Here is a 15,881-nt window from a genome sequence, read left to right as displayed (position 1 = left end):
CATTTTCGACTGACTCGCACTTTCCAAATCACAGATCCTTTTCTTGCAGATTTCGCTTCATATTCCAAGCCTCGCGTTGCATTTGCTTGATCTTCTGGTACTCGTCAATCACGGGGATGTACACAATCTTCCATTCACCATCAGGCATGATTCGACGCTCAATCGTCGCCAATGTCTTGGCCTCTGGCCCCAACTTCACACCGCGCCAGTACATTTCCCGATATCCATCTTCAAACTTCTTGTGCACTTCTCTGATCTCGAAATCGCGGCAATTGTTTCTTAGCCGTTCGAAGATCTTGTTACCGCTAAGTTTTGATCTGCCTTTCGATTCCGCAAAGGCGTTGATCAGCATTCGTCCCAGCATTGCAGGTATTTCTGCACCAGGGTCAAATTGGAGAACCTCGGATAGCACAGCGTCTTTCACAACGTCTTGCGATGCCCAATACTTGTCCTTCGCCGCCGTTGTCGCAGGTGTGTCATCGATGCGAATTCCTTGGTTGCGAAAGTACAGATAGTACTTGACACCCAGATAGGCCCAATACGATAACGCCTCCTCACAATACAGGTCCTCTTCCTTGTATTTGGTCTGTTCAAACCACTTGGCCATTTTGGATTCAAACGGGATGATCAGAAAGCGTCTGAAGTAGCCATAGGACGTGTCGTTGGTAGGTGGCAATTCGTTCGCCGCAAACCATACTTTCACCTTGGGTTGCGCTGGCGTGCTGTCACGGAACTTGCGTTCAACGCGAATCGTGTCGTGTGACACCACCTGTTTCAAACCCTGTGTCTTTTGCTGCTCGTTGTTGGGAATATCAGCGTCGATATTGATGGTGGAACGAACAAGTTCCGCCGTCGCAAAGCGCTCTGAGAATGCTTGAGGGCTCAAGTTTGAAATGAACCCCGCAAATAGTCTCGTTAGCACTTTGAAAAACGTCGATTTCCCGTTCCCGCCCGGGCCCTTTAGGACCACAAACACGTCTTCTACCAAGTCGAATTTCGCCAAACTATAGCCCAGATAGGCCAGAAACAAATCCCTTGTCCACGGCCCGCGATACGACGGGTCGTACTTCCAATCCAAGTCCCACGGCAGAACCCATTCGAGAAACGAATTCACTGCATCCATGCAGTGCTGTTCACGCAACGTCAGCTTGGACTTCGATTCCGCCCATGCGTAATTCCAATAGGTTCGGGCCACCCACGTGCACCGGAAACTCGGATTGTGCGGAAGCAGATCGCCAAGACGATATCCGCTGATATCCAGCATGCCATTTTTGAACGGGATCGCTTTGTAAGAATCCCATTTGTCGTAGATGTCTGCTGGCGATGGACTTTCTTCGAAATTCCGCGCCCCCAGCGACCACAGAATCTCCTTTCGAAGATTCTCCACCCGCCGCGTATCATGCCAACCAATGGCGGACAAGGCGGCGCTTAAAGCGCTGGACAAGAACTCGATGTCGTGCGCGCCTGTGCGATAACGAATCCCGTCGTAGTAGAAGATCTCGTTATAGAGCTCCGTGAAATAAAAGTCCTCGCATAGCCGATCGGCAAACTTCTTTAAGTTCAGAACCTCTTTCACTTCACCCTTCGCATTGATCACCTCATCGATAAATGCCTTTCTCTTCTGCCGCGCCCACTGCACGATCGAGCGTTCGTTCAACGCCGTGTATCGGTCTTCAGCTTCCGCCTCTGTCTTCGAGGCCTCGATCAGATAGTTGATTTCGTATACCGGATCTCCTTCCGCGCCCGCTGCCATCGGCGCGGCGCGCTCCACACCAGGATTGGGATCTTCCGGATACCACTTCTCATCCTGATCTCGAAATTGTTCTTGAAGCTTGCGCACTTCTTCACTTGTACACACTAATTGATTCGTATCGGATTGTTCCTGATTTCCTTGTCCTGGCATGCCATAGATCCCTGGCAAACCAAGTTTGGTCGCGTAGGCTTTGCGGACGAACGTCGCTGGACTTGAATGATGCTTGAAATGTGGGCACTGCCTGCATTGTTCCATCGGATCCAAGCTTTCGAACGTCGCGCACCGAACCGCCAGAGGCCGACTCGCTCGAAATTTGCGCTCAGCTTCAGCCCAGTTGTATCGTTTTCCTGGCCCCGCATCGTAAGCTTGGGACCACTCGTGAAACAGCGAGGAGTCTGGATTGAGCGCCCGCAATGTGCAGCTCATCTTGTGCCAGATCGGTTCGGACACGATGTTTGGATCTTGAACATAGGCTTCAAAACGTGCACAGATCATCGGTAAACGTTCTTTCACAAAATCCAGCGGCACGGGCGCCCAGTCGCCCATCAACTCCTCGTACTCCCCGCCCAAGGAAGGTGCTGGAGGACTAAGATCCACACCCATCGCCTTTGCGACGTCTTCCAACGCCGCTTCAAAACGCTCGTGTTCGTACCGAACGTCATCGCGCTGGTCTATCACTTTAACGACCGTAATCTGACCAGACTTGGTGTGCAAAGACCCAGGGAGACGCATGACCCGCGCTGGTTCCGCAACCGACGGATCGCTCCCGAGCAACATGGCGAGCTTCCATGTAATTCGACGCCCCGTCTGTGCATCCACCGGTTGCGTGAACTTGAAGTACACATGCTGTCCTCGCCCGCCACCCGACTTGACGACCGCGCTCGGCACGACGCCACGGTCAGCCAAGGCTGTCAACGCCTGTTCCGCTTGGGCAATTCGCTCGTCATCCCCTTCGTGTCCGTGATCATCGACATCCACCCAAGCACCGGGACACACTTCCACATCATCAGCACTCCCACCGACCCAGCGACCGTCCTCCGCGCGCTTCACAGCCTTGTTCCGCGGACACACCCCGAAATACCAACCACAACGCGCCATCACCGGATGGCGATACCCCTTTGAAAGGAACAGGTGCATGGGATCTAAGTCCGACACCGGAAACGACCGACGCCACCGTGCAGCCTCTACTGCCGCTTCTCGATCGTCTCGTTGGTTGGGTATGGGGCGAATTTCCACATACCCATGTACGCCCTCAAACCACCACTTCACGAACGCCCAAGATGCTCTTGCATCGCCGCCCAGCGCGTGTTCGACGATGTGGCGCCGAACGGTCTCGTGGGAGACCTCCACACCCCGTTCTCTGCACATCTGTTCCAACTCGCGATAACTCGCGCCCGCCAGCCATCGGCTTTCAATCTCCTGACGAATGGAAGCATTGCACAGCTTGCAGTCCGCCATGCGAGCACCCCCGATTCCACGTTCTAGGATTCACATCCATGCCACGTACTGGAAGGAGTAAGTCATCCAGTATTCACCACATTCACCCCCACCATCATCTTCCATTTGACACTCACCATCCCACTTACCATATACTTACACTTGACACTTACTCCAGTTTCCAGACGAGGGAATTAGACACCACTGTCATTTCCAATTTGACAGCGAGGAAAATTACCAATTGGTGCCACTGTCAACCAGAATCTATTCCATATATGGAATCTATCTACTTAGACACTTCCAATATCTCCAAAAAGGTAGCCAAGGTATTCATTTTTCATGGGTGTAAATTCTATAGAAGAAAGGATGTCAAATTGGTAATTTGACATTTGACATGACACTATGCATATATAAGGTTTAGAGCCCTATATACCCTGACTACCCAATGTCACAAACCGCGCCACGACAAGGTTTTTGGGGTTTGAACATGACTACCCTAGCGACTACCCACTGACTACCCTGACTACCTTTTGGTTGATTTTGGTGAATTTCGTTGGTTGATTTTTCAATTCGGGAAGTTTCCGTTTGGTGGTAAATCTGATTAAACCATGTCGGCTAAGCAATATCCTCAAAAAGGTAGTCGTAGACATGACTACCCAATGAGTACCCTGACTACCTTTTTCCTTTTTCTGTGGTATGGTGTCAAGCTTCGCGTTTGAGCGCCAGTTGGGTAAGTTGGCGCAACGCGTTCGTGATCGCCTGACTGTTGGGCACCAACCACTTGCTGCGAAAGTCATGCCAATCCTCCTCGCTGTCGAAACCGAGGGTGGGATCGATGAGCGGCACGAGTTTGAGCATGGTGCCGTTCCATTCGAGCGTACATCCAGAACATCGACAGGCGTTCAGAAGCCAACCCGTTTCCTCGTCCCTGACCACCTGCGTCAGCAGCAACTCCCATAATTCATGGTCGCTGACGAGATCCGGACGCGGATCCCAATTCCAGTTATGTCCGACTCCCATATCACCTCATCCTAATTAGTATATTCGTCGAAAGGCTGCGTGATTCCTCACGCCGCAGAAATTCCGCTGTCCATCGGGACGGGCTCATCGCCCCAAGGGAACATGCGCAACGGACCAAACCCATCTTCGTCGAGGAGGCTGAGGCGTGAACCCCGTCCCAGTGGACAGCGGATCCCACTCCATGGCGTCCTGACAGGCACGAACGCGTCTGAAGCGCGGAAGACTCGCTTTTTGCCGTCGTTCCGCGATTTCCGCCTGCCAAGCGCCACAGGCGAGCGGTGCCTCCGCCGCCCGGCGCGGCGCGCGAACTGCGTGGACAACAGTGCGCATATTCGGCGCGTAATGATGCAGCTCGCGCACCGGGCACGGCGGCGGAGAGAAAGGGTCGAAACTATTCAGTTGCCAAGGTCCGCTCTGACACGCCACATCGCCTCATGAGTGTGCATGTCGTGCTGTTGTGTCGGCGATACGCTCGTGCCGGGAACGCGCACTCGGCGCCCCTGCTGTCATCCATTACGGGTGTCGGACGACACCCGGGAGGTTTCGCCCCTCCACTCCGCATCGGATGGTTCCGGTGCGGGGCGCAAGGGCGAAACAGCCTTGCGTTATCAGTTTGGAATTTGCAATCCCCTGCACCCAATGACCGTGCCGTTCCCATCCCGCACGAGTTCCGCTGGACTGTACACGTCCGTTCGCCCGCCACTCGCCGCGGCCTGGGCGACCAACGTCGACGCGACGTACACCGTGCCCTCCATCGGGTCGGGAAGCCTAGTCAGACCTTCGAACAGGCACGCTATTTCATCTCCTCCACGCTCTCAAACTCCCAATCAACTTCCCAAACGTCGTGTGGATCGACTTCGCCGCTATCGACGAGCGCGACAGCCTCGTCCTCGTTGGCCGCCTCGACCTCGTACTCTTCATAGCGCTTGGACACGAATGTGACCTTGTACTTGGGCATTCCCATCACCTCTCGTACTCTCTACTTGAGCTCTTCAACCTCGGTAATCCCATCCGCGATCTCCACCACCTCCACCGGCTCAACTTCACCCGCGTACACCTTGTCTCGTGCTTCGCTCTCGGTAGCGGCCTCCACTTCGAACTCTTCAATGTGACGCGAAACAAACGTGACTTTGTACTTCGGCACCCATCACTCACCTCCTGAACTCTGTAAGGGAGCCATCGCTGCGTTGCGCCCCTCCGCTCGGCGATGGAGGATGGACTCGAACCATCGGCGTCCACAGGGTGATCAAGCCTGTCTTCACCGTGCCACCCGCACCTTCCATCGCCAGGCGCAGGGGCGCGCCCTGCGCGCTCTCTAGGCGTTGACAAAGGGAGGTTTACCCACTGTGACAGTGGGCTATGGTGCCGGCTGTTTTCGCTCGCTACTACGGCGAGCGGCGCACAACCGGCGAAGCGACCATGCCATGCTCTGCCACGCCGAACCATGCCACACCATGCCCCGCCTCGCCCGGCCAGGCCACGGCAAGCCATACTTCTGGAGCGACCTTCGCCGCCCCGACGTGCCTCCGAGTTCTTTCGGAAGTACGTCGCGGAAGCGAAGCCTCCGCATCAGGCAATCACTCCGAATCATCTTCCAGCACCTTGTACTCAACCACTTGAAATCTTCCAAACATTGGTCTATAATCTCCAATCCCAACCAATCTTCCGGCTTGCGTAAGGAGGTCGTATAGCAACTCCGGACTTATATATTCTGGAAGAAGACATTCGATTTGGAATTCCACTTCCCAACCAGGAAGCAACGCAGGGCGAACTCGCGTTACGCCGTTCCGCTGAATTAAGACCCTTCTCCGGTCTAAGTAGTCTGGCTCCTTCTTTGAAGTCGACGCCAGCCACGGCGTCACAACGAATGCTGCCCGTGCTAAATCAAACAACGATTTTCTTGGAGATCTCGGATCTTGCTTGAACCTCGCAGCGTTTGCTAGCGCTTGATGGACATAAACACCTGGGATGCAAATTTCCCCATTTTCGTTTCGATAGAGATAGGCTTCCCAGTTGTCTGACTTCTTTGCGGCACTGCCCTTGGCGGCCTGCGCCTTGGCTTCGACATCTTCACAATCCCAACGATGAAACAAGATCGGGACACTTCCACGCAACCGAACCGCCACCCGATACGGCAGTGCAAATTGAACGTTGTTCCCATCGACCGTGAGACCTATAATGGAGTTAGCAACCGACATTCGTCTTTCACCCTTTCGTTTAGGATGGAGCGGCGCGAACGCCGCTCTTTTGTTGTTCCCGGCTGTTTTCGCGCACTACCACGGCGCGCAGCGCACAACCGGGGAAGCGGCCATGCCAGACCTTGGCTTGCCAGACCATGCCGGACCACACCGAGCCAAACCTCGCCTGACCTCGCCATGCCACGCCACGCAAAGCAAGATGAGAGATTGACCACTCACTTTGGATGAGTGGTGTGGTCCCGAACTGTTTTGGACTACTACCAGGGCAATCCGCGCACAGCTCGGGGAAGCGCCCACACCTTGCCTTGCCAAGCCTAACCCGGCCCCGCCATGCCTTACCCCGCCTTACCTGACCCTGCCCTTAAATTAGGGCGACTCGTTCGCCGCCCCACGCCACCCCCGAAGGATTCGGAAGTGGTGTGCGGAGGCGAACCCTCCGCCATCACGCCTGCGCCGCCTGAGCGGTTTCCTCCGTCGCACTCGGTTGCGCGTCGGAAACGCCGTCCACCGCCAAGTAATCGGAGATTTCAACCGAGATTGACCGGTGCTTCGCCTCAAGCTCCTTTCCAATTTTCAACACTCGCGCCTTCTCCAACGGCGTTAGCTCTCTAACAATCTTTGGTGCAGTGAGTTGACTCCAAGTCATCGCGCCGTTTCTACGAACTTCCAACGATAGTTCAATCAAATAACTCGATACCAATTGACCTCTGAATTTGATTGCACTTACAAATTTATCCCAAGCCTTATGCGACGACGGCGGCAAGTTTACAATCGCCGGAATCGCGCTGTCGCCTTCCAAAACATAGAGCCTGCGAATCGTCTTACACGCTTTTCCTCTTCCTCCGTTTGGATCCGTCCCAAAAACGTTATATGGACAGGATTCGCACTTTCGGAAGCAAGTGATTCCGTTCTCATCTAGATACTTTCCGACTCGCCCATCATGAGAACTGCAAAGCGGCAGCGAACTTTCTCCTTCGGACTGTGGCGTGAACAAAACCCGAGCGGTGTGAAAATATGGTATTTTCACTTGCAGCTTTTGTACAATTTCTCCAGTTGCCTCATTCTGGAAAGCGCCAGCCGCCCCTACAATCCTGTATCGAATTGGAACAACCTCGGCTTCCGCTTCAAGCTGTGCAGCTTCCTCTTGAAGCTGCGCGTATTCTTCCAATGTGATTCCATTTTCTGCTAACTCTTGCGCCTGTTCCGCCGTCAGTCCAAGCTTTTCAAGCAGATTCGGATCGTACTGTGCCAGTGTGGTCATTGTTCATCAGTCCTCCTTTGAATTCGTTGGTTTGTTGTTACGCTGTTTCGTTGAGTTCGTCGTGCGTTGTCGAGCTTACGTAGAACATCGACTCTCGTGCATCTGCCACTCCTAGGCACAAAGGCTTGAAAGGGCATCCTCCATAAAGATTGCAACTCGCAAGGTTGTGACGGATAAAACCGGACTTTGCTTGCCACAGACGCTCTTGCGTCTCAAACCACAGTTCTTCCTGAAACTGTTTGATTTGCTCTGGTGTACGGATTACGATGTCTTCCGCTAGGTACTTGTCGGGTTCGGCCTCATACATCTCCCACAGGCGCTGTTTGTACGCGTTCCACGACTCGACGATCTCACCGCCTTTTCGTTTCGGCTCTGTCCTCGTTTTCGCGATAGAACGAACGATCACGCCGCCGATGGGCTTGTCATACAACTGCGAAACAGCGTGGTAGTAAAGGGTGTACTGATTGTTCAAACCGAACGTTTCGCGGAACGCTTCGAGCCCAATCCCAACTGTTTTGTTTTCAAGGATCCAAAGAACTCCATTTTCATCCTCTGCGATGGCGTCAATCTTGCCGCCAAGCTTGAACTTCCGTGATTTGTGCCCAGTCTTCGGATTGACGATCGGAAGCTCGAACTGCTGTTCAACCGCGATGAGATTCCTGGGTTGGAAGTGTCGAACCGCAAACCGAATCATGCACTCGACGCGGATGCGCTCAAGCTGGAGTTTGTACTGTTCTTCTTCACTCTCTGGCCGGATCCAATCCAGCGTCGCTAGTCCTGCCGCAACTGCTTCGTCCTCGCTTGCACCTCGTTGCCACTCCTCAAGCCCTCGATGCCATGCTGTTCCGATGGACAGCGACCAAGCAACCTCGCGCGGACGAAGACGTTCCACATAATGGAAGTGTTCTTTTTGTGGGCAAACCTGCCGCATGGCGATGCGCGAATGAGTAAGGATCTCCACACTTTTCGCTCCCTTCCCCTTGTCAGCCAGTAAACTCCGTGCTATCATCTGTGGTGGCGTTTGACTTACTGCCTGCTCCCGTCAGGCGGTCTCTTTTTGCACCTCGATTTCGTCTTCCCCAATGATCTCCATCGACTCCCAGCATCCCGGACAGAACCAAGAACCCTCGTCCAGAATCGCCGTCTCCTCGTCGATCACGTCTCCGCAGCACTCGCACTTCAGCAACTCGTCTTCGTCGAACCATTCGTTTTCGTCTTCGCCGAGTCCCCAAAGCGCCGCGTCTTCTTCGGGAGTCATCAGCTTCCACGTGTCATAGCCAAGCCCTGCAAGTTCGCTCATGCCACCTCAACCTCCTCGCACAACGCTTCGAGATCCGCCACCGTGTATCGCGCGCGGTCAGGGTCGTTCCGGTCGGCGTCGCACAACTTGGAGATGATGTCCTCATACTGCATGCCACTCAACCTCCTTCAACTGCTTCACGTTCCATCCAAGCGTCCGAATCGCCTGATCAACTGCTGGATCGTTGTACTTCGCGTTGTATTGTTCCATAGCGTTTATCACGGTCGTCAGGTCGGCAATCATCGCTGCTGTCCATTCAGGCCGTGTGCTCATGTTCCACCGTTCCTTTCATGGACTTCATGGACTCCTGGATTTCCGGAACTCTCGACAGAACCATTGCAATGTACGCATTCTTCGTAACCCCGAGCTTTTTCGCTTGCATCGCTAACGCTTCATCGAGATTCTTGCTAATGCGTACCGTTACTTGTACCCGCTCGGGTGAATTCACTTTGATTTCACCTCCGACAGCTTCAGTATATGGTGAATTCACCTTGATGTCAATATGACTCATTCAATTTGTGCCTCGTTTTGTGTAACATCAAAATGACTTCATTGTGATGTCGAGGGATCCTCATGGCCACGGATAAACGTCAGTTCACCTTGCGGTTGAACGAAGATAACTTTGAGAAGATCCGCGTGATAGCGGAACGCTCCAAGCGTTCAATCGCAATGCAAATCGAATACGTCATTGAAGAGTTCATCCGCCGATACGAAGAAGAACACGGCGAGATTCAACTTCAGTCGGAGGAGTGATCCCCTTGCCCGAAACCAGCGACCAACCTGAAAACGAGATATTTTCTCGTTTCGTTGGACAACCGGTTCGCATTTCAGTTGGACAAGGGCGTTTTGTTCATACCAAAGTCTCAGCTCGTCTCGTCGTCTCCGGTTCACTTCATAATTCGCGGTGAACACTGGAATTTGTTCGTCACTCGCTGGAAAGGTTCTGAACCCTATCCGGATGCCTCATGCAAAGCACCGCAAACCTGATCGTGCGGATCATTTCCCGAACCAAAGGGAATTCCGCATATTTGCTCAGGGTTTGGATGGCGTCTTCGTAGACCATGATTAAATCTTCAACTCCGGAATCTTGTGTAAGCATGAGTATCATCCTTTTGTAAGGAGTGATCCCCTTGCCCGAAACCCGCGACCGCGCCGACGAGATCATCGAACGCTTTGTCGGGGTGCCCGTCCGCATGACCGTCATGCTTCCGGGTCGGTCGTCTTTAATCATCGACACCGTGCTCCACCGTGTCAGTCGCCGCGACGAAGGCGGCCTCATCGCGCTGGACGGCGGCGCGTTCTTCGTCGAGTCCGCCATGCTCGTCGAGGTCTCACCCACGATGCTGGTTCTCCGAGACACCGAGCGTCGTTGGTCACTTTCGGTGCTGCGTTGGAGCGACCTGCCCGAGGAGTTTCGACCGTATCCTCGTGGTCAGTGGGTGGACCCGCGGCCGGAGGATGACGATCCGTTTGCGGATTGAGTTGTCAAGGTGCGCAGCGCGTATTGTCACCAAACACTCCCTCGACAAGCTGTTCATAGGGAATCCCAAACACCCTGTGAATGCTTCGAAGGTTGTCGAGACTCGGCTTCCGAGTGCCAAGTTCCAGATGCCGATATTCTCGTTCACTCATGTTCAGCCTGCGCGCCGCTTCGGCTTGGGTCCATCCTCGTTCCAATCGAGCTTGCCGAAGCAGGTGCCGCATCGATCACCACCTCGCATATTCGGCACGTTTGTGCCTTTCGACTTTCATTATATTCGGCACGAATGTGCCGATCAAGATGTTCGGTGATTCTATGACGATATTTTCTGAGCGCCTGCGCATGCTCCGAAGACAAAACGGATTAACCCAACTTGAGTTGGCCACAGCAGTTCAGTTGTCTGAGCGAGTTATCCGTTATTACGAGAGCGGCGAACGAGAACCCGTCGTTTCTCAGTTGATAGCTCTCGCCGACTTCTTCAACGTCAGCCTGGACTACCTCGTCGGCCGCACCGACGACCCGACGCCGCCGAAGCGCAGCTCGTCGTCGCATGCGCCGGGTTCGTAGTCCGTTCAAGCGCTTCTCGACTGGCGTTGCGCCAGGTCGCGAACGTCGACGCCGAGGATTTCGGACAGCCGAGCTGCAACATCCAACGTCGGACAGCGCTTGTTGCTCTCATAGTTCTGGTAGGTCCGAACGTGAATTCCAGCACTGTCCGCAACCTCTTGTTGCGTCATTCCTTTTGCTTTGCGCGCTGTCTTCAAAATGCTGCCAAGCACTATTCACCACCTTCTTTGTGTCGAACACGCACAATCGTGTGTGTTCTTGCTCTTAATCATACACGCACAATCGTGTGTGTCAAGGGTTCGTGATCATGATGCCGACGTTTTCAGAACGACTCGTCGCGTTACGAAAGCAATTCGGACTTACACAAAAACAACTTGCTGGCGAGCTTGGACTTCATGTGCGTGCGGTTCAAAACTACGAAGCTGGTCGCCTTCCCGACGCTGAAGTTCTCATCAAATTGGCGAAGTACTTCCAGGTTTCGATTGATTATCTCGTCGGCCTCACCGACGACCCCACGCCGCCGCGTCGCAACTCCTCATCCGAGTGGGATCCGTAGGACTACGCGCTCTCCGACTGCGGTGACCGATTGCCCGATGGTGTTTCACCCCCAACTTCGGATTTCCTCGATTCGAATTGGCGACGAAATTCGTCGGCAATTCCTTGCGAGGAGTCCCCACTGACATCACGCACTCTTGAGATCTTCTTTCGTCCCAAAGATCGCCGCCTCGCAAATCCTCATCACAGCCTCGGGATCCCCCGTTGCCCGCGCGTAGCCTCTCAGCACACACAGCGTCGGCTGCCGTGTACCGAGCTCCACCCTTGCGATCTGCGCCTGGGTCGTCCTTGCGCAGTACGCGACGTAGTCCTGTGTGACGCCCATGTGGAGTCGAAGCATCCGCAGGGCTTGTCCAACCCACATCGTCTCCGTCTCAAATCACCTCCTTTAGGAATATTCCTAGATATTGTAGATTCGACTTTTCGCTTGTATTCTGTGAACCGTGAGCTCCCCTTCCCCACCTCCGCGCCTCGCCCCGCCATTCCCAAGGCGGGCGGGTGGGATCACTGCACAGCTTCTTCCGAGTTGTATGCGCGTGCCCCATCGAATTCTTCAGAAGAAGTTACCCCTGCCTCAGTGGGCGTCCGCTTTGACAGCTGTCGCGTCATCATGTCGTAAACCTGAAACAGGAACTCTTTATCCGGTTCGCCGACTACTGTGACGTGAACAACCTCTTCTCGACGTCGTCTTGGCAATCGGCTGTCCTCCCTTCGTGTCTTCAGATTCGCTGTTCTCGAACAGTTCGAGCGTTGGCTCAGTTTCGAGTGCAATCGCAATGGCTTTCATTTGCGACAAATTTGGCTCATGTCTGCCTCGTTCGATATGAGCCCAGTTTTGACGCTTCATTCCGGCCCTCGCTGCCGCTTCGGCTTGGGTCAAGCCGAGTTCTTCTCGGCGGCGCCGCATCGCGGTTCTCATGCAACACCACCTTCCTACATCATTTTCCACGAATAATATCCTCATACTTACAGATACATTCCGTATCGAACTTGTCTTCATTGTAGATACGAAATGTATCGTTGTCAATAGCGCAGATACGAAAAGTATCAATGTGACGATGATACATTTTGTATACTTCGCTTCAGGAGGTGCCAATCGGACGTGTTGGGAGAACGGCTGGAACGGCTGCGCGTTGAGCATGGTCTAAGTCAAGATCAGCTTGCAGAAGCTGTTGGTTTGACCCGAGCTGCTGTCTCACATTACGAAAAGGGCAGGCGGCGCCCGGATTTCGATACAGTGCGAAAGCTCGCGGATTTCTTCCGCGTGAGCACGGACTATCTTCTTGGTTTGACCGATCAGCCGTCCCCGCAAGAAGGTTCTAAAATTGAGGTGTTCGCCAGACGTTTGAAGGAATCACGTATCAAGAAAGGCTTGGAGATCAGAGAACTTGCCGAAAGACTCAAGCTTTCCGAGGCGTATTTAAGCGGCCTCGAAGAAAATCCACTTCGTTATCCTGGAGTCGCTACATTGAATCGACTGGCGGAATTATTAGATGTGACCTCCGCCTATCTCGTGGGTGATACAAACGACCCTCACGACCCTGGGCCATATAATGCTTGGTATCAGCCCAAAGATCTGATACGCTTTCTGGATGAATCTGATGTAATGTTTGAGGGTCAACCACTGGATGACGATGACAAAGAACGAATCAAAGAAATTTTGGCTGCAGTATTTCGTGATGCCAAGAGGAGAAATCGTCGAAAGAAAGAATAGCAAGCAGTGGGTTGCGGGGTGGTAACCATGGACTCCAATGCAATTCACGACGTGGTAAGTCGACTGATTCGGCGGCATCGTACCCGCGACCCTTTCGTTTTGTGCGAACGACTCAACATCACTGTTTGGAAGAAGCCTATGTCGGAACATGTAAGAGGGATTTTTACAAAAGCATCAAGAAGCCGCTACATAATCATCAACTCCGAAATATCAGCATTCTGGCAACGCTTCATTTGTGCGCATGAGCTTGGTCACGATCGGCTAAAGCACTCGATAAACGGATTTCACGTGGATCGTTCTGATGTCATTCGCAACGATAAATTTGAACGCGAGGCAAATTTGTTTGCGTCACTTCTGCTATGCGGAGACCGCGGGCCTCATATCATGAATGTTTCGTGGTTTCGGGACCTCCTTCACGAAGCAACGAAGTATAAGGACAGCCAACGTCTTGCTCAGATCATTTGCGAAATCACGGAAGAATACATTTGACCCCCGTGCTATGTCAGGTTTCGCGACGGGGGTCTTTAGTTAACTCCTATACCGACGATGCCAATCGTTGGTCCTATTACTGATGGGATCCGAATGCCCGCCTCACGGATTAACTCGATGGCGAATTCCATTAGCAGCACCTCGACCACGACTGGAAACGGCACTTGCTCGCGACTTCCGGCGATGGCCAGCATGAGGTCGGTCGGCAACATCTCCGAGTGGTAGTTCGTCACCGCGATGTACAGACCCGGCAACAACAGAGCGGTGAGGAGCGCCACCCAGCGAATGGTTCGGATGAAAGTGCCCGGAATGATGCGCAGATTGGTGTCTTCCGACGTGTGCATGAGGGACCACAACACCACCGGCACGATGATGGCCACGGGACTGTGCCCCACAAAGATGGCGACGTAGCCCTCCGCCAGCATCGCGGCCACGCGATCCGGGCGTTCCGTCACGAGCACTTGCGGAATCATCATGCTGGGCCGGTCTTCGATGAACTGCTCCAACATCCCGGCGTCAAGCACGTAATCGACGTCGATGGCCGCAATTCGCCGGCGCACTTCCTTGACAAGCTTCGGATTGGTGACGCCGTGCATGTACATGATGGCGACGTCCGTCTTCGCCAGGTTTCCGACCGCGTGGATCTCGGTGACCAGGTGCTCCGAACGCAGGCGCATGCGCACAAGGCCTGTGTTGGTGCGAAAGTTTTCGGTGAAGGCATCCTGCGATCCGCGGACCACGTTTTCCATCTTCGGCGTGGCCACGCTGCGGTGCTCCCAGCCTTTCGACTCGATCACGAGCGCAGCATCGCACCGGTCCAGGAACACCACGGTCGATCCGGCGAGAACGTTGAACACCACCTCGGACCACTTTTCGATGAGCTGGGTCTGATGGCCAGGGACGAGGTGTTCGACGACATAGGTCAGGGTTCGCTTCGGATCGTCCGCCAGATGCGACCAGACCATCAGAGGCTCGAGAATGGCCCAGTTGATGACGTTCTTGTCCACCAGTCCGTCCACGTACACGACCATGCCTCGCCAGGGCGCGCGGCCTTCGACGCCCACGGAGAAGTCGCGGACCACGATGTCCTTGTTCTGTGGCAAATGAAAGAAGCGGGAAAGGCGGCGCTTCATGTCGTCGAGATCGAGCTCGATCCTGTCCTGCTGACCGGCGTGGGCCTTCTGGACGGCTTCCTCGTACTCGCGCCCCGCGCGGCGCAGGAATGAGCGCATGGAGACGGGCTTTTTGGCCGTGTCCATCTTATTTTCCGCTGTCGTAAAGTTGATTTCTTCGGCCTCTGGCTCGTCGCCGTACGTGTCTGCGCCGGGATCCTCGTCGTCGCTGGACAACGAGAAGTCGTCGTTCAAAACCGTGTCGTCGACGGTCAACAATCGTTTCAGCGCGCCTCCAACTCCCACGTCCACTGGAGCAACCTCCCATGCGAACTGGTTCCTCGCGCATTTAGCTTGCTCCAGGCGGCGGAAGTTATCCGGCGCAGCGCATGATTAAGGGACCTGATGAGCGAGCGCCTGAGGGGAGATGGCGAGATGAAGGGAGAGTTTCTTGTCCGAAGGTGAGTATTGCACCACGCGGATGGCAAAGGGCTGAGCCGGCCGCTCGGTGAAGTTCAGCGCGATGTTCTGCGCCTCGCTGTCGATCTGGATCCAATTCGGCAGCGGGGCCCGCTCAAGCACGGAAAAAACCATGGATCGCGGCAGGGGGATGAAGGACAGTTGGGCGCTGTCCACGTGAAGGATGAGGTTGCCGTTCCGAACGATGGGGGTCACGACAAACTGCATGGGCAGGGCGTGATCGAGCACCTTGACCGCAAAGTCGCACACCCACGTGTCGCCGAACTGAACGCTGCCGGACTCAAGTACTCGGCCCACTTCCGGATCGTGCGCAATGGCATACGCAAGATACGCATTGATGGCGTCGGCACCGATGTCCACCTGCACGGTGGGGGCGTTCGCGGGGATGGAAGAGGTGGACGAAGGCTGGCCGCTGCCGGACTTGGGAAGGCCGTTCCACACGATGAGTCCGGCGATCACGGCGAGCAGATCGAGTGCCGCCAGCACGATGAAGAGCCGCTTCCACATCCGCATCG

General features: G+C 54.4%; 23 protein-coding genes and 1 tRNA gene. 6 read left to right on the top strand and 18 right to left on the bottom strand.

Annotated features, from left to right (window positions below):
• Window positions 1–28: 28 nt before the first annotated feature.
• The 12 genes from J3481_RS10855 to J3481_RS10810 form a co-directional block, all read right to left on the bottom strand.
• Window positions 29–3,211, bottom strand: coding sequence for a DUF5906 domain-containing protein (locus J3481_RS10855; RefSeq protein WP_206832087.1), 3,183 nt, complete (start codon window positions 3,209–3,211; stop codon window positions 29–31).
• A 681-nt stretch (window positions 3,212–3,892) separates the two neighbouring features.
• A complete protein-coding gene (locus J3481_RS10850) occupies window positions 3,893–4,210 on the bottom strand; it encodes a hypothetical protein (RefSeq protein ID WP_206832139.1) in 318 nt (105 codons plus the stop codon).
• A 608-nt stretch (window positions 4,211–4,818) separates the two neighbouring features.
• The gene (locus tag J3481_RS14875) at window positions 4,819–4,953 is read right to left on the bottom strand and encodes a hypothetical protein (RefSeq protein ID WP_268884346.1); all 135 of its coding nucleotides are present in this window, start codon (window positions 4,951–4,953) and stop codon (window positions 4,819–4,821) included.
• Window positions 4,954–5,003: 50 nt separating this feature from the next.
• A complete protein-coding gene (locus tag J3481_RS10845) occupies window positions 5,004–5,168 on the bottom strand; it encodes a hypothetical protein (protein WP_206832088.1) in 165 nt (54 codons plus the stop codon).
• A 21-nt stretch (window positions 5,169–5,189) separates the two neighbouring features.
• The gene (locus J3481_RS10840; protein WP_206832089.1) at window positions 5,190–5,354 is read right to left on the bottom strand and encodes a hypothetical protein; all 165 of its coding nucleotides are present in this window, start codon (window positions 5,352–5,354) and stop codon (window positions 5,190–5,192) included.
• A 61-nt stretch (window positions 5,355–5,415) separates the two neighbouring features.
• Window positions 5,416–5,494, bottom strand: a tRNA-Ile gene (locus tag J3481_RS10835).
• Window positions 5,495–5,787: 293 nt separating this feature from the next.
• Window positions 5,788–6,408, bottom strand: a complete 621-nt coding sequence (locus J3481_RS10830) for a hypothetical protein (RefSeq protein ID WP_206832090.1) — start codon at window positions 6,406–6,408, stop codon at window positions 5,788–5,790.
• 19 nt (window positions 6,409–6,427) lie between these two features.
• Entirely contained in the window at window positions 6,428–6,559 is a 132-nt protein-coding gene (locus J3481_RS14870; protein ID WP_268884345.1) for a hypothetical protein, read from the bottom strand.
• Window positions 6,560–6,850: 291 nt separating this feature from the next.
• Window positions 6,851–7,669 (bottom strand): hypothetical protein, encoded by an 819-nt coding sequence (locus J3481_RS10825; RefSeq protein ID WP_206832091.1) that lies wholly within the window; start codon window positions 7,667–7,669, stop codon window positions 6,851–6,853.
• A gap of 37 nt (window positions 7,670–7,706) precedes the next feature.
• Entirely contained in the window at window positions 7,707–8,630 is a 924-nt protein-coding gene (locus tag J3481_RS10820; RefSeq protein ID WP_328702110.1) for a PD-(D/E)XK nuclease family protein, read from the bottom strand.
• A gap of 81 nt (window positions 8,631–8,711) precedes the next feature.
• Entirely contained in the window at window positions 8,712–8,969 is a 258-nt protein-coding gene (locus J3481_RS10815) for a hypothetical protein (RefSeq protein WP_206832093.1), read from the bottom strand.
• A 256-nt stretch (window positions 8,970–9,225) separates the two neighbouring features.
• A complete protein-coding gene (locus J3481_RS10810; RefSeq protein ID WP_206832094.1) occupies window positions 9,226–9,480 on the bottom strand; it encodes a toxin-antitoxin system HicB family antitoxin in 255 nt (84 codons plus the stop codon).
• A 62-nt stretch (window positions 9,481–9,542) separates the two neighbouring features.
• On the opposite strand from J3481_RS10810, the gene J3481_RS10805 reads away from it, so the two are divergent.
• Both J3481_RS10805 and J3481_RS10800 read left to right on the top strand, forming a co-directional pair.
• Window positions 9,543–9,722 (top strand): Arc family DNA-binding protein, encoded by a 180-nt coding sequence (locus J3481_RS10805; protein WP_206832095.1) that lies wholly within the window; start codon window positions 9,543–9,545, stop codon window positions 9,720–9,722.
• 368 nt (window positions 9,723–10,090) lie between these two features.
• A complete protein-coding gene (locus tag J3481_RS10800) occupies window positions 10,091–10,450 on the top strand; it encodes an aldehyde dehydrogenase family protein (RefSeq protein ID WP_328702111.1) in 360 nt (119 codons plus the stop codon).
• A 4-nt stretch (window positions 10,451–10,454) separates the two neighbouring features.
• On the opposite strand, the gene J3481_RS10795 is transcribed toward J3481_RS10800, so the two are convergent.
• Window positions 10,455–10,673, bottom strand: a complete 219-nt coding sequence (locus J3481_RS10795) for a helix-turn-helix transcriptional regulator (RefSeq protein WP_206832097.1) — start codon at window positions 10,671–10,673, stop codon at window positions 10,455–10,457.
• Here J3481_RS10795 and J3481_RS14975 point away from each other — a divergent pair.
• Window positions 10,600–11,016 (top strand): helix-turn-helix domain-containing protein, encoded by a 417-nt coding sequence (locus J3481_RS14975; protein WP_328702166.1) that lies wholly within the window; start codon window positions 10,600–10,602, stop codon window positions 11,014–11,016. The two genes, J3481_RS10795 and J3481_RS14975, sit on opposite strands and share 74 nt — an antisense overlap.
• Window positions 11,017–11,021: 5 nt before the next feature.
• Here J3481_RS14975 and J3481_RS10785 read toward each other — a convergent pair whose 3' ends face one another.
• On the bottom strand, window positions 11,022–11,228 hold the full coding sequence (locus tag J3481_RS10785) for a helix-turn-helix transcriptional regulator (RefSeq protein WP_206832098.1): 207 nt from the start codon (window positions 11,226–11,228) through the stop codon (window positions 11,022–11,024).
• Between the two features lie 95 nt (window positions 11,229–11,323).
• On the opposite strand from J3481_RS10785, the gene J3481_RS10780 reads away from it, so the two are divergent.
• Window positions 11,324–11,572, top strand: coding sequence for a helix-turn-helix domain-containing protein (locus tag J3481_RS10780; protein ID WP_236011558.1), 249 nt, complete (start codon window positions 11,324–11,326; stop codon window positions 11,570–11,572).
• A 126-nt stretch (window positions 11,573–11,698) separates the two neighbouring features.
• Here the strand turns inward: J3481_RS10780 and J3481_RS10775 are convergent, their stop codons facing one another.
• Together J3481_RS10775 and J3481_RS15075 are read right to left on the bottom strand one after the other, a co-directional pair.
• Entirely contained in the window at window positions 11,699–11,935 is a 237-nt protein-coding gene (locus tag J3481_RS10775) for a helix-turn-helix domain-containing protein (RefSeq protein WP_206832099.1), read from the bottom strand.
• 273 nt (window positions 11,936–12,208) lie between these two features.
• Window positions 12,209–12,478, bottom strand: a complete 270-nt coding sequence (locus J3481_RS15075; protein ID WP_407929330.1) for a helix-turn-helix transcriptional regulator — start codon at window positions 12,476–12,478, stop codon at window positions 12,209–12,211.
• Window positions 12,479–12,673: 195 nt separating this feature from the next.
• On the opposite strand from J3481_RS15075, the gene J3481_RS10765 reads away from it, so the two are divergent.
• The gene (locus J3481_RS10765) at window positions 12,674–13,285 is read left to right on the top strand and encodes a helix-turn-helix domain-containing protein (protein ID WP_206832101.1); all 612 of its coding nucleotides are present in this window, start codon (window positions 12,674–12,676) and stop codon (window positions 13,283–13,285) included.
• 27 nt (window positions 13,286–13,312) lie between these two features.
• Complete coding sequence (locus J3481_RS15070; RefSeq protein WP_206832102.1) at window positions 13,313–13,774, top strand: ImmA/IrrE family metallo-endopeptidase; 462 nt, start codon at window positions 13,313–13,315, stop codon at window positions 13,772–13,774.
• 35 nt (window positions 13,775–13,809) lie between these two features.
• On the opposite strand, the gene J3481_RS10755 is transcribed toward J3481_RS15070, so the two are convergent.
• Together J3481_RS10755 and J3481_RS10750 are read right to left on the bottom strand one after the other, a co-directional pair.
• A complete protein-coding gene (locus tag J3481_RS10755) occupies window positions 13,810–15,198 on the bottom strand; it encodes a spore germination protein (protein WP_328702112.1) in 1,389 nt (462 codons plus the stop codon).
• 81 nt (window positions 15,199–15,279) lie between these two features.
• Window positions 15,280–15,873 (bottom strand): DUF2140 family protein, encoded by a 594-nt coding sequence (locus tag J3481_RS10750; RefSeq protein WP_206832103.1) that lies wholly within the window; start codon window positions 15,871–15,873, stop codon window positions 15,280–15,282.
• Window positions 15,874–15,881: the final 8 nt, after the last annotated feature.

The organism is Alicyclobacillus fructus, from assembly GCF_017329605.1.
Lineage (GTDB): Bacteria > Bacillota > Bacilli > Alicyclobacillales > Alicyclobacillaceae > Alicyclobacillus > Alicyclobacillus fructus.
This window is presented reverse-complemented; position numbering and strand designations above follow the sequence as displayed.